This is a genomic window from [Mycobacterium] fortunisiensis (assembly GCF_019050325.1).
Classification (GTDB): Bacteria; Actinomycetota; Actinomycetes; order Mycobacteriales; family Mycobacteriaceae; genus Mycobacterium; species Mycobacterium fortunisiensis.
In genome coordinates, this window is the sequence record NZ_VOMB01000021.1 from 56,700 (window position 1) to 76,672 (window position 19,973).

The 19,973-nt window shown below is 67.5% G+C and carries 10 protein-coding genes; 2 read left to right on the forward strand and 8 right to left on the reverse strand.

The genetic code is table 11. The features are described 5' to 3' along the window. Positions 1-2 precede the first annotated feature (2 nt). Together FR943_RS18835 and FR943_RS18840 are read right to left on the reverse strand one after the other, a co-directional pair. Positions 3-9,296, reverse strand: coding sequence for a type I polyketide synthase (locus tag FR943_RS18835; RefSeq protein WP_217159775.1), 9,294 nt, complete (start codon positions 9,294-9,296; stop codon positions 3-5). Positions 9,297-9,841: 545 nt separating this feature from the next. Next, positions 9,842-10,324, reverse strand: a complete 483-nt coding sequence (locus tag FR943_RS18840; RefSeq protein ID WP_217159776.1) for a MerR family transcriptional regulator — start codon at positions 10,322-10,324, stop codon at positions 9,842-9,844. A gap of 315 nt (positions 10,325-10,639) precedes the next feature. Between FR943_RS18840 and FR943_RS18845 the strand changes: the two genes are divergently transcribed. Then, positions 10,640-11,908 (forward strand): MFS transporter, encoded by a 1,269-nt coding sequence (locus tag FR943_RS18845; RefSeq protein ID WP_217159777.1) that lies wholly within the window; start codon positions 10,640-10,642, stop codon positions 11,906-11,908. Here FR943_RS18845 and FR943_RS18850 read toward each other — a convergent pair. Beyond that, the gene (locus FR943_RS18850; protein ID WP_217159778.1) at positions 11,893-13,113 is read right to left on the reverse strand and encodes a low temperature requirement protein A; all 1,221 of its coding nucleotides are present in this window, start codon (positions 13,111-13,113) and stop codon (positions 11,893-11,895) included. The genes FR943_RS18845 and FR943_RS18850 overlap by 16 nt on opposite strands. A gap of 203 nt (positions 13,114-13,316) precedes the next feature. On the opposite strand from FR943_RS18850, the gene FR943_RS18855 reads away from it, so the two are divergent. Beyond that, entirely contained in the window at positions 13,317-13,811 is a 495-nt protein-coding gene (locus tag FR943_RS18855; RefSeq protein ID WP_217159779.1) for an AfsR/SARP family transcriptional regulator, read from the forward strand. Between the two features lie 141 nt (positions 13,812-13,952). Here the strand turns inward: FR943_RS18855 and FR943_RS18860 are convergent, their stop codons facing one another. The 5 genes from FR943_RS18860 to FR943_RS18880 all read right to left on the reverse strand — a co-directional run bounded on the left by FR943_RS18860 (position 13,953) and on the right by FR943_RS18880 (position 19,950). After that, positions 13,953-14,624, reverse strand: coding sequence for a twin-arginine translocation pathway signal (locus FR943_RS18860; RefSeq protein WP_217159954.1), 672 nt, complete (start codon positions 14,622-14,624; stop codon positions 13,953-13,955). A 2-nt stretch (positions 14,625-14,626) separates the two neighbouring features. Continuing rightward, complete coding sequence (locus tag FR943_RS18865) at positions 14,627-15,514, reverse strand: Rv1363c family protein (protein WP_217159780.1); 888 nt, start codon at positions 15,512-15,514, stop codon at positions 14,627-14,629. 148 nt (positions 15,515-15,662) lie between these two features. Continuing rightward, complete coding sequence (locus FR943_RS18870) at positions 15,663-17,150, reverse strand: FadD3 family acyl-CoA ligase (protein WP_308170605.1); 1,488 nt, start codon at positions 17,148-17,150, stop codon at positions 15,663-15,665. Continuing rightward, a complete protein-coding gene (locus FR943_RS18875; RefSeq protein WP_217159781.1) occupies positions 17,147-18,337 on the reverse strand; it encodes an amidohydrolase family protein in 1,191 nt (396 codons plus the stop codon). The genes FR943_RS18870 and FR943_RS18875 overlap by 4 nt, the downstream gene beginning before the upstream one ends. Before the next feature lie 71 nt (positions 18,338-18,408). Next, positions 18,409-19,950: an AMP-binding protein gene (locus FR943_RS18880; protein ID WP_217159782.1), complete on the reverse strand. Its 1,542-nt coding sequence runs from the start codon at positions 19,948-19,950 to the stop codon at positions 18,409-18,411. Between the last annotated feature and the right edge of the window lie 23 nt (positions 19,951-19,973).

Consider the following 19,973-nt stretch of genomic DNA (forward strand, 5'->3'; position numbering starts at 1 on the left):
ACTCACCGCACATACAGATCGTCGTCGCCGAGGCGGGCGTCCGCGTTCAGCAACATCGCGGCTTCCTGGCGCTTCTCCGGCACGTCGTGGTCGAACCGGCGATCGGCGGGCTTCTCGTACATCGGCCGCCCGCCGGCGATGGCCGAGGCCAACCGGCGCTGACCGGCCAGCGTGCGCTGCTCGGCCCGCTTGCGGTATTCGTCGCGCTCGGCCGGTCCCAGCGCAGCGATGAACGCCTCCGGGTGCACGAGGGCCACCAGACCCGACACGTGGCCGAACCCGAGGCTCGTCACCAGACCCGCCTTGAGCGGGAACTTCCCACGCAGGTCGAGGGCTTCACGCACCCAGACGAAGTGGCCGGAGGTGGCCAGCTCGTCGTCGACGCAGTCCAGGCTGCGGTTCGGCGGGATGATGCCGTCACGCAGGATCTGGCACAGCCCCATCATCTGGAACACCGCCGCGCCGCCCTTGGCGTGCCCGGTCAGAGTCTTCTGGCTGACGATGAACAGCGGATTGCCCGGTGAACGGCCCATCGAGTCGGCCAGCCGCTCGTGCAGCTCGGTCTCGTTGGGATCGTTGGCCAGCGTCGAGGTGTCGTGCTTGGAGATCACCGCGATGTCGTCGGCACCCACACCCAGCTTGGCCAGCGAGCGGGCCAGCTGCGAATCCTTGCCGCCACGACCGGCGCCCAGAGCACCCAGGCCCGGAGCCGGGATCGAGGTGTGCACACCGTCGGCGAAGCTCTGCGCGTAGCCGACGACGGCCAGCACCGGCAGGCCCATCTTGGCGGCCAGATCACCGCGGGCCAGCAGGATGGTGCCACCGCCCTGGGCTTCCAGGAAGCCGAGACGACGACGGTCGTTGGCGCGGGAGAACTTCGAGTCGCTGATGCCCTTGGCGCGCATCATCTCGGTGTCGGCGGTGGCCGCCATGTCACCGAAGCCGATGATGGCTTCCAGGGTCAGGTCGTCGAAGCCGCCGGCGATCACCAGATCGGCCTTGCCGAGACGGATCTTGTCCACACCCTCCTCGACCGAGACGGCCGCGGTGGCGCAGGCGCCGACCGGGTGGACCATGGCGCCGTAGCCGCCGACGTAGCTCTGCATGACGTGTGCCGCAACGACGTTCGGCAGCACCTCCTGCAGGATGTCGTTCGGCTTGGCCCGCCCCAGCAGGTTGCCGTGGTACATGGTCTGCATCGAGGTCATGCCGCCCATGCCGGTGCCCTGCGTGGAGGCCACCAGGCTCGGGTGCACCCAGCGCATCAGCTCGGTCGGGGTGAAGCCCGAGGACAGGAACGCATCCACGGTCGCCACGATGTTCCACAGCGCGACCCGGTCGATCGAGTTGGCCATGTCCGGGGTGATGCCCCACACCGTCGGGTCGAACCCGGTGGGGATCTGGGCACCTACCGTGCGCGACAGCTTGGTCTTGCGCGGAACCCGAATCTCGGTGCCCGCCTTGCGGATCACCTGCCAGTCAGCCGAATCCGGCACCGGCCGGGCCACGGTGTGCTCGGGATCGAAGGACACGAACGCCCGGGCATCGGCCTCGCTGGAGACCACGAACGAGAAGTCCTTGTCGAGGAACACACTGACCAGCAGCGGCGAGGCGTGATCGGGATCGATCGCACCGTCGTCCACGAACTCGCGGATACCGCAGCGCTCCACCACAGCGTCGTGATAGCGCTCCACGATCTCCGATTCGGGCACCAGCTCACCGGTTTCGGTGTCGTACCAGCCGGCCTTGGGATCGTCCTCCCACTTGACCAGGCCGGTCGTCCAGGCCAGTTCCAGCACGCCGGCCGCCGACAGCTCGCCGGAGACCTCCATCTCGAAGCGGGTGCGTGACGAGCCGTACGGCCCCAGCTCCGCGCCACCGACGATCACCACCAGGTCGGCCGGGTCGACATCGAGGTCGGCCCACTCCGGTGTGGGTGCGGGGTTGTGGCCCCGCGGCGGGGACGGCAGCGCCGGGATGGTTCCCTCGGCCTCGTCATCCTCGGATTCCGCTGAGGCGGAGGCCATGTCCTCGCGGGCCTTGGCAGCCAGCTCGGCCATGTCGATCTTGATGTCACCCAGGCCGCCGGTCAGGTCAGCCTTGATCGGCGCATCGGCCGCGGCCACCTTGGCCTCCACCGTGCACAGGTTCAGCAGCATGGCTGCCATCTCGGCGGTGCTGTAGGTGGTGACACCGGCCTCCTCCACCGCGCTGACGATGGCGTCGTTGTGGCCCATCAGCCCGGTGCCCTTGGTCCAGCCGATCAGCGCGTGCGCCAACGAAACCCGCTCGGCCCACGAGCTCTCCGCACTCCAGCGGTTCACCAAAGCGTCGAGCGCGGACTTGGCTTCGCCGTAGGCACCGTCGCCACCGAACATGCCGCGGTTCGGCGATCCCGGCAGCACCACGTGCAGTCGCGAGGCGATGTCCCGCTCGGCACCGATCGTCGACAGCCCGCCGATGAGCCGCTGCACGGCCCACAGCAGAACCTTCATCTCCATCTCGGAACGCGAACCCGCCTCCGACAGATCCCCGGCCACGCGCGGCGCGGCGAACGGGAACAGCAGCGTCGGGGTCTGCGCGTCCTTGAGGTGGATCGATTGCGGCCCAAGGCTTTCGATCTGCTCGCTACCGACCCACTCGACCAGCTTGTCGATGTCGGCGTAGGACGCCATGTTGGCCGGGACCACCCACAGGGTGGCGCCGAAGCGGGCGTTGTCGCGGTAGAGCTCCTTGTAGAACGCCAGCCGGTCGTCGTCCAGACGCGAGGTGGTGGCGATCACGGTGGCACCGCCGTCGAGCAACTGCCCGACCACCGCGGAGGCGATCGACCCCTTCGACGCACCGGTCACCACGGCGACCTCGCCGGAATACCGGCCGGTTCCGGGGTTCTCGGCGCCGGCCGCGATCCGACCGAACAGCGAGGCGTGGACGTTGCGGCCGGCCGCCAGGGCCTTGCCCTGCCACCAATTGGCCTGGGTGGCAACCACATGTCCGGCACCTTCGAAGCGCTCCGACAGGCGCGGCCAGTCCGCGTCGATCTCGCCCTCGTCGGCCAGCCACAGCTTGACCAGGTCCTCGCGGGCGCTGGCCCAGCGGTCGTCGAACACGACGGCCTTCTTGGCCTCGAACGCCGGGGCCACCAATCGCGGCCAGTCCGAACCGAGTTCGGTGGTGACCAGATCGATCAGCTCGGCATCGGTGACGGCCTCGGTGACACCCACGGGCGCGTCCAGTCCCAGCTGACCCAGGATCGTGCGCGCGGCCGAGGCCAACACGCCGTCGGGACCGGTGACCTTCTCGGCGAACTCGTTGAGCGCGGCCGAATCCACCACGCCGCCGCCACCGGCACCGCCGGCCGAGGGCAGGCTCACCGGAACGCCCTGCCGGGCGCCCACCGCGGCCACCGCGGCATCGATCACCTTGTCGACATCGGCGGCACTGGCCAGCGCCCCCGGGTGCAGGCCACCCAGATCGCCGCCGCGAACACTGCTGCCCTCACGGGTGCCCAGCGCCACCTCGACGGTGACGTGCTTGGCCCAGCCCGGACCCAGCTCCCAGGTCTTGGTGACCCGCTCGGCGATGTAGCCCGGGCGCTTGCCCGACGGCCCGAACACCGTGCGCAGCTGATCGTTGATGGCATCCGAGAGCACCGGACCGAACGGCTTGTAGGTCCGGGCCAGCTTGCTGACCTGCCCCTTGAGCGCGCCCAGATCAGCCTCGGCCGCACCGTCGATGGCGCCCAGGTTCAGCTCGGAGCCCAGGTCGACCAACAGCTGGTTGCGTCGTGAGGACGCCCCGTCGGTGATGGACTCGATGGAGTCCAGTGCCTCGATCTGGTCGATGCGCATCTTGGCGCTCAACGCGATGAGACCGACTGTGGCGTCGGCGGCGTCGAACGTCAGGTCGTCGGGCCGCGGAGCGCCAGCGGGCGCGACATTGGGCGTGAGTCCACCGGACGGAACGGCCGGTGCGGCGGCCGGGGCCGGCGCTGCCTCGGCAGCCGGAGCGGCCTCGGATTCCGCGGAAGCCGGTGCCGGACTTTCCTCGGCCTCCGGCTCCGGTTCCGGATCGGTGTCACTGGCGAACAGCACCGCGGCATCCCGCTCGGCGTTGAGCACCTCGACCGTGCTGTGCGCGTACTCCGGCAGCTTGAGCGTGTTGGTGGCCAGGCCGGCGACGGTCGGCGCGTTCTTCACACCGATCTCGACGAACCGCTCCACCCCGAGACCGCCTGCGGCCTCTTCGATGAACAGCAGGTCCTGGGTCTCGATCCAGCGCACCGGGCTGGCGAACTGCCAGGCCAGCAGCTCGATGACGATCTTGCGGCACAACTCGATCGGCCGCTCGTTACGCCAGGTGTCGTAGTCGGCGAGGATCTCGTCGAGCGGCTCGGCCGGCACCAGATCGCGGATCTCCTGGATGAAGTCGCGGTCCAGCGTGAACGGCCGGGGCACCAGGTTGGGGATGTAGCGGCCGACGACCAGCTCCGGGTCGCGGTCGCGCGGCAGCACGCGTTCCAGGCTGCGCCGGAAGTCGTCCACGCCCACCCGCAGCACGCTGGAGTGGAAGGGCACGTCGATACCGGGCACCAGGATGAATGATCGCTTGCCGCCGGAGATCTCGCGACGCCGCTCGACCTCTTCCTCCAGCGCCTCCAGCCCGCGGACGGTGCCGGCGATCGCGTACTGCGAACCACGCAGGTTGAAGTTCACGATCTGTAGAAACTCACCAGTATTCGCCGCGATTTGCGCGACGAAGTCCTTGACGTCCTCGTCGGCGAGGTCGATCTGCGACGGCCGGATCGCGGCCAACCGGTAGTTGGACCGGCCCCGCTCGTCGCGCGGCACGATGTCGTGCATCTTGGAGCCGCGGTGGAACACCGCCTCCAGCAGACCTTCGAGTTCGATGACGCCGGAAACGCAGGCCAGCGCGGTGTATTCGCCGACGGAGTGCCCGCAGGCGATCGCGCCTTCGACGAACGCGCCCTGCTCGCGCATCTCGGCCACCTGGGCGGCAGCCACCGTCGCCATGGCGACCTGGGTGAACTGGGTCAGGTACAGCACGCCCTCGGGGTGCTCATAGTGCACACCGGAGGCGATCAGCGAGGTCGGGTTGTCACGGACCACGTGCAGCACCGAGAAGCCCAGGGTCTCGCGGGTGAACGTGTCGGCGTTGTCCCAGACCTTGCGCGCGGCCTTGGACCGGGCCCGGACCTCCATGCCCATGCCCTTGGACTGAATGCCCTGACCGGGGAACGCGTAGACCGTCTTGGGAGCGGCGAGTCGCGCGGTGGCGGCCATCACCAGCTCGGAGCCGATGCGGGCCTGCACCTCGAGAACCTCGGCGCCGACGTCGATTCCGATCCGGTCGACGCGGAAGTCGACCTCGTCGCCCGGGGAGACCATGCCCAGGAAGCGGGCGGTCCAGCCGACCAGCTTGGCCGGCGGAACCGGCTTGCCGTCGGTGGCGGTGACGACGTGCTGGGCAGCGGCCGACAGCCACATGCCGTGCACGATGGGCGATTCCAAGCCGGCCAGCAGCGCGGCGGCCCGGTCGGTGTGGATGGGGTTGTGGTCGCCGGACACCACGGCGAACGGCCGCATGTCGACCGGCGCGCCGATCGCGACGTCACGCCGGCGACGGCGCGGGGTGTCGGTGGCGTTGTCGGAGATCGCGCCGCCGGCCCGGACCGGGTCGGTCAGCTCGGCTGCACCGGTACGGCCACGGATGGCGAACCGCTCCTCCAGCTTGGCCAGCTCGGTGCCATCGCTGCTGCTCACCGACACCGAAACCGGCACAACGCGGCCGACTTCGGTGTCATGGGCAGCCGAAGCCGTTGCGGTGACGGTCAATTCCGTCGGCTCCGTCGGCAACGCGGCCAACAGGTGAGCTGCGTGGTCCAGGTGCACGAGGCTCAGCAGACCCTCGACCACCGGGAATCCGGTGTCGGTGGCAGCGGAGCCGATCGCGGCGAACACCGCGGGCCAGCACCGGCCCACCAGGGCGTCGGGGACGATCGTCAGCGTCGGCGCCAACGGGGCGCCGAAGGTGGCGGTGACACCGGTGTGGTCGGCGACCTGCTCCGGGTCCCAGGCGACGGTGACCGTAGCGGTCCCATCGACCACGGGCGGCAGGGCGTCCGGTCCGTCGACACCGGCGGCGATGGCGAGCACCGACCGCATCGCTGTCGCGGCGTCGGCGACCTCGACGACCGGGGCGCCGCCGCTGCGGATGGCCTCGGTCAGGGTGAACCGGATGTCGATCCAGGTTCCCGACAGCGGCACCGAGAGCACGACGTGCTGATCGTCGGCGACCTCAAGCCGGGCGCCGGTGGACGGGTGTGTGGCAGAACGGTTTTGCGAGCCCTCGCGGACCTGCCACTCCGACGGCGCCGCGATCCGGTGCACCGGGTTGACCGAGGTGCGCCCAGCCCACAGCACGTCGGGGGCATCCAGCAGCACGGCCAGCGGCCCGGTGACATCGTCACGGCCCTGACGGCGCGACAGCACCGGCTGCGGCTGGGCACCGGCGGCGAGCACCTCGTCGACGGCGGCCTGCTCGAAGCGGTCCAGCAGCTCGCCGACGGGCTCATCGACCCGGGTGATCCCGGCCACCGCGGCGGTGCCCGGGATGACGCAGACCTGGTCGGCGTCGTAGCGCGCGTCGTGGGCCTGCCACAGCGAGTCGGAGCGCCACCAGCGGCGGACATCCTTGTCGATCACCGGCACGAAGTTGACCGGCTTGCCCAGCGTCTTGCACAGCTCGACGAAGAACGGCACGTCGGCCGGGTGCAGCTGCACCGAGGCGGCGTCCGGGTAGGCCGAGACCAGGGCAGCCAGCGCGGCCTTGGGATCCTCCAGCAGCACCTCGCCATCGCCCGCGGAATCGAACAGTGTCTCGATCGGGCCGAAATCCTGTGCGTGCAAACGTGATTCGGCGCGCTTGAGCATCTGCTCGAAGCGGTCACGCCAGGTGATGTCCAGCCACGGCGAGTCGTCGCGCTTGGTGTCGGCGGTGGTGTTGCCGTCACCGATGGCCAGCTCGATGTAGCGGCGCAGCCACTGCAGGTAGGTCATCTCGGCGACGTCGCCGAAGTACGGCTTGGCGGTGTTGGCCATCGCCGCGATGATCTCGTCGCGACGCGCGGCCACCGCCTCGGCGTCACCGGCCACCTCGTCGAGCAGCCGGCCGCAACGCGATGCGGTGTTGTCGATCTCGTGGATGTCGGCGCCGAGCTGGCTGCGCCCGGAGGCCATGCCGTTGGCCGCCTTACCGGCGCCCACCCACGCCTCGGTGCCCTTGGTGTCCACCAGCAGCTGCTTGACCGCGGGTGAGGTGGTGGCTTCCAGGGTGGCCATGGCGGCGGTGCCGACCAGGATGCCGTCGATCGGCATCAGCGGGTAGCCGTGCGCGGCCGACCAGCGGCCGGACAGGTATTCGGCGGACCGCTCCGGGGTACCGATGCCACCGCCGACGCAGATGGTGATGTTGGACCGGCTGCGCAGCTCGGAGTAGGTGGCCAGGAGCAGGTCGTCGAGGTCCTCCCACGAGTGGTGACCGCCGGCGCGCCCGCCTTCGATGTGCACGATCACCGGCTTGGTGGGCACCTCGGCGGCGATCCGGATGACCGAGCGGATCTGTTCGACCGTGCCGGGCTTGAACACCACGTGGCTGATGCCCAGATCGTTGAGCTCACCGATGAGTTCGACGGCCTCTTCGAGGTCCGGGATGCCGGCACTGACCACGACGCCGTCGATGGGTGCGCCGGACTGACGGGCACGCTGCACCAGCCGCTTCCCGCCGACCTGCAACTTCCACAGGTACGGATCGAGGAACAGGGTGTTGAACTGGATGGCGCGGCCCGGCTCCAGCAGCTCGCCCAATTCGGCGATGCGGTCGTTGAAGATGGGCTCGGTGACCTGGCCGCCACCGGCGAGTTCGGCCCAGTGGCCGGCGTTTGCTGCAGCGGCGACGATCTTGGCGTCCACTGTGGTGGGCGTCATACCGGCGAGCAGGATCGGCGACCGTCCGGTCAGCCGGGTGAACTTGGTCGAGAGTTTCACCGATCCGTCGGGCAGGCTCACCACGGTCGGCGCGTAGCTCGTCCACGGCCGGGCCACCTCGGGCACCGCGCCGATGGTGAACAGGTTGCGCTGTCCGCCGCGGGTGGCGGCGGGCACGATGCCGACGCCCAGCCCGCGGACCACCGGCGCGGTGAGGCGGGTCAGGATGTCGCCGGGACCGAGGTCCAGAATCCAGCGGGCACCGGCCTCGTGCAGGTCAGAGATCTCGTCGACCCAGTCCACCTGGCTGACCAGGATGGCCTCGGCCATCTCGCGGGCGAGTTCGACGTCGATGCCGACGGCCTCGGCCCACCGGCCGACGATGTCGACACCGTCGGCCAGGCGCGGGGTGTGGAAACCGACCTCGACCTGGACCGGTTCGAAGACCGGGGCGAACACCGCGCCGCCGCGGACTTTGCTCTTGCGCTCGGCCTCTTCCTTCTCAGCGATCTGGTTGCAGTACAGCTCGAAGCGCGACAGCTGCTCGGGTGTGCCGGTGATCACCACGGAGCGGCGGCCGTTGCGGATCGACAGCACCGGCGGCAACACGGTGCGCACGTCCTGGCTGAACTCTTCGAGCAGCTCGTAGATGCGCTCGGGCTCGGCGTTGGTCACCGACACCATGGGCGGCCGGTCGCCCAGCACGGTGATCCCGCGGCGGCGGGCCACCAGCGTGCCTGCCGCGCCGATCAGCTGTGCCAGTGCCAGCAGCTCCACGTCCTTGGCGCCCTTGGCGGCCAGCGCTGCGACCGCCAGCACGCCCTGGGAATGGCCGGCGACGGCCACCGGCGGAGTGGCGACCAGGTCCATGCCCTGGCGGGCCAGCGCGCGCACCGCGGCGATCTGGGTCAGTAGGACACCGGGCACCGACACGGCGGCCGAGGTCAGCTGCTTGTCGGAGGGCACCGGTTCCTCGGCGGCCAGCGCCCGGACCCACTGCAGCGGTTCGAAGCCGATGGGCCGGACCACGACCAACTCGGCGGCGACGGGCTCCAGCAGCAGCTCGGCCTCACCGGCCAACGTCGCCAGCTCGGCCTCGATGCCGGCCGAGGACACCAGCTCTTCCAGGGTCTCCAGCCAGGCACTGCCCTGGCCACCGAAGGCGACCGCGTACGGCTCGCCGGCGCTCAGCCGATCGACCAGGGCATGGGTGGAGTCAGCCTGCCGACCGTCGGACCCTGAGTCGTCGTTGCGACCGGCGGACACCCGGTCGTGTTCATAGATCGTCACTGGCGCTATCTCCTCGGTGCTGCTGCGGTTCTGCGTGGCGGCTGTCGCGTGCGGTATTTGGGTGGTCCGTGCGGTTCAGGGGTCTACGTGTGTGGGCGCGGTGTGGCTGCCCGGACGACAGACCAACGGCGATTCAGCGTCGAATCAAGCCGGAACACGGTTCCTCCCGAGCCCAACGGATCAGTGTCACGCGCGTTCCCGCTGCACTAAGAGTGGCATAAGAACAGATGTAAGTTTTCCGCCCAGATTGGTTACTGGCGAGTTCTACGCATGGGTAACCGCCGGTAACGTCACACCGTGCCGAGTGGTGGCCAAAGACATTCGGGACAAACGTCCTGTTGGCAGGTGGTTACGGTCGAGTAGGTGCAACTGTGCAGATCAAGGCAGTATTGTTATCGAATCGTTATCTAATTTTCCGGCCACATCTGCAGCGCCGAACAGACCGTGAGTCAACAGACAACTGAGCCAAATCTGTCTAGCGAACCGCGGCTCGCCGGCCAAAAAGTTTGCTGGAATATCTTACTAGTCGGTAACAATTCCGCCGGTTACCCGGTGTGGGCCGACGCCGGTCGCAGGGTCGCCGTCAGCCGGGCCATGATCCGCACGCACAGTGCCCGATCCTCGGTGCCACCGACCATCTCGGCCAATACCGGGTCGGACAATTCCACCCGGCCGTCGGTCACGTGGGCCACACCGGCCGCGACGAGGGTGCGCGCGTCATCGTCGGTGGGGTCCACGTCCAGCCCCGACTCCGACACCCGCCAGCTGGAGGGATCGATTCCCAAGGTGTCGGCCAAGCCCCGCCCACCCCGCAGACCGGCGAAGAACTCGGAGATGTGCGCCGAGTTGAAGCCTTTGGCCAATAGCTGGCTGATCGCCGCCAACTGCGCCACGTGCCGTTCCCCGTAATAGGCCGAACGGCCTACGCGCCGAGGCGAATCCAACAGTCCGCGTTCACGGTAAGCCCGGATATTTCGAGCACTGACGCCAGAAATGCGCGCCAAGTCCTCCAGACGGTACTCAACCAAGCCGACGTCCTCCGCGTCGGTTCGAACAGCGAATCATGCTGACACCCTACGCGCGAAAAATAGCGTGAGCAAATTCATAACTACACTATTCACTTATTCAACAGCTGCATCAGAAGCGTCACCATCTGCAGATATATTCGGATGCTCTTTGCAAAGAGAACATGATTATGCGATTTCAGCCAACTCTATCCAGTCGCCGAACCCGGGTCCGGCGACCACAGCCATCTCCGCGACAATGAGGTCCGGTCGCTTCGACGTCCTGGGTACGAGAGCATGGATGTCTGCTCGACAAACATTTGGACGAAAGGTTCCCGCGTGCGCGCCTGGATCGTTTGGGGCACCGGGTTACTCGCTTACATCATCGCGGTGCTCGACCGCACCACGCTCGGTGTCTCGGGTTTGCAGGCCGCCGACAGATTTGCCGCGAGCCCCGGGGTGCTGTCCACCTTCGTCGTGCTGCAGGTGATCGTGTACGCCGCAGCGCAGGTCCCCGCCGGGCTGCTCCTGGACCGCTTCGGTTCCCGGGTGCTCATCGTCTGCGGCGCCGCCCTGATGACAACCGGCCAGCTGATTCTCGCGCTCAGCGAGTCACTGCCGGCGGCCATCGGCGCACGGGCCATCGTCGGTCTGGGCGACGCGCTGACCTTCATCTCGGTACTTCGGCTGGTGCCCTACTGGTTCGAACCGGCCCGGGTCCCACTGGTCGCCCAGCTGACCGGAATCTGCGGGCAGCTCGGCCAGGTGCTCTCGGCCGTCCCGTTCCTGGCGATCCTCACCGGCTCGGGATGGACGCCGGCCTATCTGTCCGTGGCGGCGTTCGGCCTGGTGGTGATCGTGTTGGCGCTGGCCCTGATCCGCAACACACCGCACGGCGCCGCCCTGACCCCCGAGCCGATCTCGCTGCACACCACGCTGTCCCGCATCACCACGGTCTGGCTGCGGCCGGGCACCCGGCTCGGCTTCTTCACCCACATGGGCACCCAGTTCTCGGTGACGGTGTTCGCGCTGATGTGGGGTGTGCCCTATCTGACCGTGGCGCAGGGCCTTTCGGCGACGGCGGCCGGATCGCTGCTGACCGTCTCGGTGGCGTCGGCCATCACCGCAGGCATCATGATCGGCATCGTCACCGGCCGCCACCCACATCGCCGGTCGCGGCTGGTGCTCTGGATCATCGCGAGCAACGCCCTGGTGTGGACGGTCGTGTTGGCCTTGCCCGGCCCGGCTCCCGCCTGGTTGTTGGTGGTGCTCGTCGTGGTCATCTCCGTCGGCGGGCCCGGTTCGATGGTCGGCTTCGACTTCGCCCGCACCTTCAACCCCAGCCACACGCTCGGCACCGCCCAGGGCATGGTGAACATGGGCGGGTTCCTGGCCGCCCTACTGGTCATGCAGGCGATGGGGCTGATCCTGTCCGGCACGGACAGCTATTCGTTCACCTCATTCCGGCTGGCCTGGTCGGCGCAATACGCGGTGTGGGCGCTGGCCACCGTCGGAATTCTGGTCACCCGGGCCAAGGCGCGCCGATTGTTGGCCGCCGAACAGGAACGAATGCTGTTGGAGAGCTTCGAGGCTCATCCGGGGCGGTGAGCGCCGAGTCGATGCGCGACCGCCACCGCGGCATGCCGATGCCCGACCGCCTCGAAGCCGACGACGACCACCAGCGGTGCCGCGGTGACCACCAACAGACACACCGCCATCGACATGCCACCGGCTGCCAACACCACCCCCGCCGCCAGCGCCGCCGCGGCGAGCACCAGCAGCATCGCATGTACGACATCGAAATCGCCCACCAAAAGCGAGTAGATGACGAACATCGACACCAGGTAGACGCCCACCGGAATCGCGACGGCCAGCACGGTGCCGACCGAATCCAGGGTCGACTCTCCGTCGATGTAGTAGGCGGCGACGTGCAACCCGGCACCGGTCGCCACGATCGCGCCGAACACCGCCAGATGCAGGTAGCCGTACCAGAACGACAATTGCCTGCGGGCATGCAGCAACTCGCCGGCCGGAACCAGGAAATACACCCACCACATGCCGAACGTCAGCCCAATTCCGGCGGCCACCAGCAGGATCGAGTCGGTGGACCAACCGTGCTCGCCGACCTCGGCGGTCAGCGATGCCACCGTGCCGACCACCCCCTCGCCGAGCGCGATGATCGCGAGCAACCCGTAGCGCTCGGCGATGTGGTGGGCATGCCACGGGGTGCCGCCCATGCGTCGCTCGGCCAGGACCGGGCCGCTCATCTCCACGGCCACCAACACCAACGCAGTGACGAAGAAGACCGGAACCGACGTCTGCACGAATATCTGGGCCACCCATCCGACCTGCGCGACGACGATCGCGCCGGCATAGGTCAGACACGCCGACCGGCGTGGCGGATCTTGGGCGGCCGCCCGTAACCACTGCCCCACCAAGGCAATTCGCATCACCACATAGCCGGCCACGATCACCGTGCTGTCGATGTGTCCGCCGTGTTCGACCGAGGCGAACATCGGCGCGATGCCCAGTGCGAGGACGATGACGCCGACCATCTGCAGCATCGTCGTCATCCGGTACACCCAGTCGTCGGTGTCGTACGCCGAGGCGAACCAAGTGAAGTTCATCCAGGCCCACCAGATCGCGAATGCCGCGAACGCGAAGCCCGCCAGCCCGGCCGCCACGTGACCCTCGGCCATCAGATGCGCAAGCTGCGACGCGGCCACCCCGAAGGCGATGACGAACGTGAGGTCGAACAACAGCTCCAGCGGCGTGGAGACCCGGTTCTGCTCGTGCGGGTCTCGGCCGGACATTCCGCTGAGCCGATGGGTTTGAACCGGGCCGGGCCTGTCTTCGTTCACACTGATATGTCCCTTCCTCGTCGCACTGCACCGACATTCCACCGCACCGATGGGCCGCACCGGGGATTGACCGCGGCGTGGTGGCAGGAATATGCCGCAAATACAGGTAGTGCACTACTGATGTCAGCGTTCCGGTCAGGCTCGAGGATGAGAGCGTGTCCAAGCAATTCACGCTGAACCTCATCGGAGAGTTCGCCGTCTACCGCGACAGGGAACCGCTGGCGTTGCCGCCGTCGTGCCGCCGGTTGGTGGCGCTGGCAGCCGTCAAGCGCGGCGAACTGCACCGCGGCTGGGTGTGCGACCTGCTGTGGCCGGGCAGCCCGCCGCACAAGGCGGTGGCGTCCCTGCGCTCGGCCCTGTGGCGGCTGCGGCCCGTGGGCGCCGACGCGTTGCTCGTGGTGCGGCACCAGTACATCAGGTTGGCGCCTGAGGTGAAGGTCGACTGGCACGAGGCGATGGCGTGGCATGAGGCGACGAGCGACGGCCGCGGGGCATCGGCCGTCGATCACCCCGACCTGTACCGGCTACTGCGCGGCGGTGATCTGCTCGAAGGGTGGACCGACGCCTGGTGCATCGCCGAACGCGACCGCTACCGAGCCGTCCGCCACGCCCTGCTGGGTGCCTCCGCGGGGGCGGGGTGCCGACCATGAGTGCGCTGCTGCTCAGCCTCGTGGTGATCAGTGCACTGGTGAGCGCATTGGCAGTGCATGAACTGCAGACGTGGCTCGAGCGCTGGGCGTACGAGCGCCACGCCCAGGACTGACGCCCTGCCGCCCCGCCGCTTTCTCGCGCTACACCGGGTCGAAGGACGAGATCAACCAGTTGCCGTCAATCTTGCTCATCCCAACTTTGACGGCGCTGGCAGAGAAGCTCCCGTTGGGGTTCTCCTGGCTGGTGGTGGCCTGGTTGACGAACACCAACACCACCGCAGAGTCCGGATGGATCTCCGAGACCGCCGAACGCACGACCGCCGCGGTGGTCTTCACCGATTTCTGCTTGGCAGCAGGAGCGACGATCTCCTCGGTGAATTTGGTGTAGTACGACAGGAAATCACCCGTCAGATGTGACTTCGCGGCCGAGAAATCCCGGTCGAGGCTATCCGGGGCATATGTCAGCAACGCGGTGGTGCCGTCGCCGGCGGCCTTGAGCACCGTCTCGGCGGCTGCCTGACCCGTCTGCTGATCGGGCCGGAACTGCGCGAAGTACAACCACCCGGCCAGCGCGGCCGACACGATCAGCGCCACCACCAGTGCCAGCGGGAACCACAGCCGCGCCACCCGCCGGCGCCATGTCGGCTCGTCGTTGGTGTCGGCCGGTGCGCCGGCATCATCGCCCTCGGGCGCGGCCTGCTCCTCGCCGTCGGCAGCGACGTCCGTCTCGGTGTCGGTGTTCTCTGTGTCGGTGTCCTCGACGTCCGTCTCGGTCTCGTTCTCGTTATCGGTCTCTTTGAGGTCCTGATCCAGGGTCACGGCACGAACTCGACTTTCGACAGCTTGATCTGATCACCTTCGCGGACCAGGTCGACGGCCACCCGCCAGGGCCGCGGTTGCTTGTTGGCACCCGTGGCGTTGGTGACCTGGGTGTTCACCGACACCAACGCGGTGGCGGTGTTCTCGGTCATGGTGTCCACGGCGGCGGCGGTCACCTTCGCCTCCGTGACCACCTTCGCGTCGCGGGACAACTTCACGAAGTCTTTCGACTGCGCTTCGAAGTCCTCCCGAAACTCGCCGGTCGAGTTGTCGAGGATGTTCTTGACCGCGTCTTCGACGTGATTGAAGTCCAGCGACATGAGCGTCACCACGGTTTGGCGGGCCGCGGCGGTGTATTCACTCACCAATTGCTGACGATGTTGCTCTTGCCGGTGATGCCAGATCATCCAGCCGCTCGCCGCGAGCAGGCCCGCGATGACAATGAGGGTGAGGCAGCTCGCCAGCACTTTCCAGAACAGCCGCGACGCCCGCGGCAGCCGGAGCCGGCGCCACGAGCGCGATGGCTTGGCCTCACCAGCTTCTCCCTCGGCGACAGCGGCCTCTTCGGCGTCGAAGTCGAGGACCGGCGCGTCCAGCTCTACCGCGGTGGAATCGGTGATCTCAGCAGACTCGGATTCGTTGACGGTGTCGCTGTCAGGCTCGCCGTCGGCCACGCCTTCCGGTTCGGTAGCCGCCTCGCTGGCCTCGCTACGCAACCTGATGGCGCGAGCCCTGGCCCGGGCGGCTGCCGCCACGGCCTCGGCCTCGGCGGCCTCGGCTTCGGCCAGTTCGGCCAGCTCCAGGGCATCCTCGGTGGAATCACCGGGCGATGCGTCAACTTCGCTAGTATCGAGTACCGGCGACGAAGGCTTGCGGGACGGCATGCCGACCTCCTGTCCGTTCAGCAGCCTGCTTAACGAGAATTACGTTATCAGTTTGCGGTAGTGACCCGAGAGTACATCATCAACAGCAGGCACTTAAACGGTCATTTAGCTGCGGAAATGGTGTTTACGCCCTGTGCGCTCTCGGCCGTTACTTGCCGCCGACCGACGCTACCCTGGCCTCAAGCTGGTTCTTCATCACCTTGCCGGTGGCGTTGAGCGGCAGTTCGTCGAGGAACTCGACCGACCGGGGCACCTTGTAGCCAGCCATGCGTTCACGCGCCCAATTGATCAGCTCTTCGGCGGTGACCGACGGGGCCCCGGGCTCATCGCGGAGCACGATGAAGACCTTGCCGACCTGCCCCATCCGCTCATCGGGGACCCCGATCACGGCCACCTGCGCGACCGCCGGATGCTCCAGCAGGTAGCCCTCGATCTCAGCCGGGTAGGCGTTGAAGCCACCGACGATGAACATGTCTTTCTTGCGTCCGACGATCCGTAACCGACCGGACTCGGTGAACTCACCGAGATCTCCGGTGTGCAGCCAGCCATCCTCGTCGATCGCCTCGGCGGTGGCCGCGGCATCGTCGAGATAGCCCTGCATCACGTTGTATCCCCGGACCAGAACCTCGCTGTCGTCGGCGATGCGGACCTCGACGTCCCGGCACGGGACGCCGGCCGTGGTCGCCACGTCCTCGGCAGTGTCGCCCGGTCGAGACAACGTCACGTTGCCCGCCTCGGTGAGGCCGTAGCCGGTCATCAACGTCTGGAACGGCAGTTCCTCTCGGATGCGTCGCACCAGTTCCACCGGAATGTCGGCGGCCCCGGTCACCCCGGCACGCAGCGTCGCCAAGCGGTTGCGATCGGTGACGGCCAGCAGCGAGTGATACAGCGTCGGGGGGCCGGGCAGCATCGTGACGCGTTCCCGCTCGATCAGTTCCACGACCCGATCGACGTCGAACACCGCGACCGGCAGCATCGTCGCGCCACGCAAGAAGGAGGCCACCAAGCCGGCTTTGAGGCCGAAGGTGTGGAAGTACGGGTTGATCATCAGATAGCGATCGCCCTCGCGCAGATCCGCCAGCGTCGCCCACTCCTCATAGGCTCGCAGCGTCTGGCGATGGTTCATCATCGCGCCCTTGGGCCGGCCGGTGGTACCCGACGTGAAGATGACATCGGCGACGTCGGTGGGCTCCACATCACGGGTGAGCGGTGACCCGCTGCCGAGGAAATCCGACTTCAGATCGATTGTCGGGACGTCGAGCTGAGTCGGCGAGAAGGCGAAATCCTGTCCGAGGAAACCTCTTTGGACCATCACCGCCTTGGCGCCACTGCGCGCGACGACATCGGCTGCCTCATCGGTCTTGAACCGCGTGTTGACCGGAACCAGGATTCCGCCGGCGGTCATGATCCCGAACGCCGAGATGATCCACTCGGCCGAGTTGGGAGCCCAGACCGCGACCCGGTCCCCCTTGTCGACGCCGAACTCGGCGAACGCACCCGCGGCCCTGCGGATGCGCTCGACGAGTTCGGTGAAAGTCAAGCGCAGCGGACCGTCGATGACAGCCTCGGCGTCGCCGAAACGGTCCGCTGCGCTCAAGACCATCTCGGGGATGGTCTGCCAATTCGGGTTTGTCACAGGGTGACGAGGCGACCCAGGTTGCCACCCATGATCTTGGCCTGATCCTCGACGGACAGGTGCTCGAGCGCGGTGACGTAGTGGGTCGGCTCGGCCAGGCCCTCAGGGTGCGGCCAGTCCGACCCGTAGAGCACCTGGTCTACACCGATCAGGTTGATCAGGTCGTCGATGCCCTCCTCGTAGAACGGGCTGACGTAGATCCGGTTCTTGATCTCCTCGATCGGGTTGCCCAGGAAGGCCTCGGGGGCCTTCTTGAACACCTCGGCCATCGAGTCCAGCAGCGGGAACATCCACTTCGATCCGGCCTCGACGATGCCCACCTTGAGCTTCGGGTGGCGGAACAACGCGCCGTGGATCACCCAGGAGCCCACCGCGTCCTGGATCGGGCGCCATTCGTTGAGGATGTTCATCGCGTTGGTCTGGAACGGCAGCATCTCCTGCACCGTGCCGTCCCACTCCGAGGTGTAGCGCGAGTAACCGCTGTCAGACGAGTGCATGCCGACGAACACGTCGTACTCGACGCAACGCTCCCAGAACGGGTCGAACTCGGGCAGCGCGAACGAACGCGGACCACGGAAGCCGGGCACCGGGGCCGGGCGGATCAAGATGGCGCGGGCACCGCGCTTGACGCACCACTCCAGTTCCTCGATCGCCTTCTCCACGATCGGCAGGGTGATCACCGGGGTGGTGAAGATGCGGTTCTGGTAGTTGAAGCCCCACACCTCGTCCAGCCACTGGTTCAGCGAGTGGATGATGACGTGGATGGCGACCGGATTGTCGCGCAGCCGCTCCTCGATGAGGCTGGCCAGCGTCGGGAACATCAGGGAGCGGTCGACGCCCAGCTCGTTCATCAGCTCCAGGCGCGGCTCCGGCTCGAAGAACGCCGGGATGGACCGCATCGGCTCACCGAACAGTTCCCGCTTGCTCTTGCCGTCGGGGTTACCGAACTTGAAGTATTCCTCCCAGGCGCCCGGCTTGGCGACATGCGAGAACGTCGGGTTCGGGATGTAGTTGCTGATGTGGCCGTCGATCGCGATCTTGGTGCGGCCGTTGACCTCGACGTACTGGACGATGTCCTTGTACTCCTTGGGGAGGTACTTGGTCATCGCCTCCGGCGGCTCGTACAGGTGGTTGTCCGCGTCGAACAGCGGAAACGGAATGTCGACCCTATGCGACAGTTGTCCCATGGAAAACTCCTTTGCAATTCACGAGAATCATATTCTCACTTGGTAGCTGCCGCAATGCCTGACCTACCCGGTCACCTGGTAGTTGCGGCAATCTCCTGCCGGATGACGAACTTCTGCACCTTGCCGCTGGCCGTCCGGGGAAAGTCTTGGGCAAGATGTAGCTCTTCCGGCCATTTCTGTCGGGCCACCCCATTGGCCTCGAAATGTGCCCGCACCTGCTCGAGAGTGGGCATCGCGCCGCCGTCGCGCACCCGCACGACGGCCGCCACCCGCTCCCCCAGGCGCGCGTCCGGGGCGGCCACCACGATCGCCTCGATCACGTCCGCCAGGCCCAGCAGCACCTCCTCGACCTCCAGTGCGCTGATGTTCTCGCCGCCGCGGATGATGAGGTCGGTGGTGCGATCGGTGATGGTGAGATACCCGTCGTCGTCGAGCACCCCGATGTCACCGGTGCGGTACCAGCCGTCGGCGTCGAAATGCTTTGCGGTGAGGGCGTCGTCGATGTAGCCCAGGCACAGATCCGGTCCGCGGCTGAAGATCTCGCCATCGGGCCCGAGCCGGATCTCCACCCCGGGGCGGGGGTTGCCGTCGGTGAACAACCGCTTGGCCTCCGGGGCGCCGGCGCCCGATCCGGTGATCGACGGGTGTTCGGTGCTGCCATACGAACGGAACACGAACAGGCCCAGATCGGCCAGCCGCCGGGTGACGGCGGCCGGCACCGTGGAACCGCCGAGCCCGACCGTGGTGAACCGGGCCAGGTGACGCTCGTCGAAGTCGGGATGGTCCATCAGGCTGGTGACGAAGTAGGGCGGACCCCCGCCGATCGACAACTCCTCGTGCTCGATCAGCTCCAGCACCTTGCCCGGGTCCCATACGTCGCACAGATCGATCGGGGCGCCTTCCAGCACCGGGATGAGGAACGCGCCGAGCATGCCGATGAAATGTCCGACCGGCGTGGCGGTGAGTTGACGGCCCCGGTCCGGCGGGTAGTTCTCCAGGAGTTGGCGGGTCTCGAAGCCCAGCGTCTGATGGCTGTGGACGACGCCCTTGGGCTCCCGGGTGGTTCCCGACGTGAACGCGATCAGTGCGGGGGCGGCCGGGTCGGTGGTCAGCGTGCCACTCATCGGCTCGTCGGCGAGCAGATCGTCGAAGCTGCTTTGGCCGACCAGTCCGACGATCGGCACGTCGGCACACAGGTCCGGCTGGAATTGCATGCGGCCGAACTGCTCGGTGGTGAGGAACACCTTCGGTTTCGCGGCCGCCATGATGTGGCCGAGCTCCCGGCGCCCGTAGAAGTGCACGATCGGCACCGTCACCGCGCCCAGGAAGGCCGAGGCCCAGAACGCGACCGCGGCCTCCATCCAGTTCGGCAACTGCAGCGCCACCACATCGCCGGGTCCGACGCCGCGATCGCGCAGACCCGCCGCCAGCCGCCGCGCGCTGTGCTCGACCTCGCCGAAGGTGCCTCGATACGGACGCATCGAGGAGTGCACGTAGAACCCGGCGTCGGGGCTGGCGGCCAGCCCGTCGGCCAGCATCTGGCCCAAGGTTTCGGGCCGCCACCAGCCTTCTTCGACGTACCGTTTGGTCAGCTCAACGGGGATGTCGCGCACGATGGTGATGTTATTCTCATCAA

Coding starts and splice junctions, on each gene's coding strand:
- FR943_RS18850 (WP_217159778.1), bottom strand. CDS start 13,113: ATGTCCGGCCGAGACCCGCACGAGCAGAACCGGGTCTCCACGCCGCTG.
- FR943_RS18875 (WP_217159781.1), bottom strand. CDS start 18,337: ATGGGACAACTGTCGCATAGGGTCGACATTCCGTTTCCGCTGTTCGAC.
- FR943_RS18865 (WP_217159780.1), bottom strand. CDS start 15,514: ATGCCGTCCCGCAAGCCTTCGTCGCCGGTACTCGATACTAGCGAAGTT.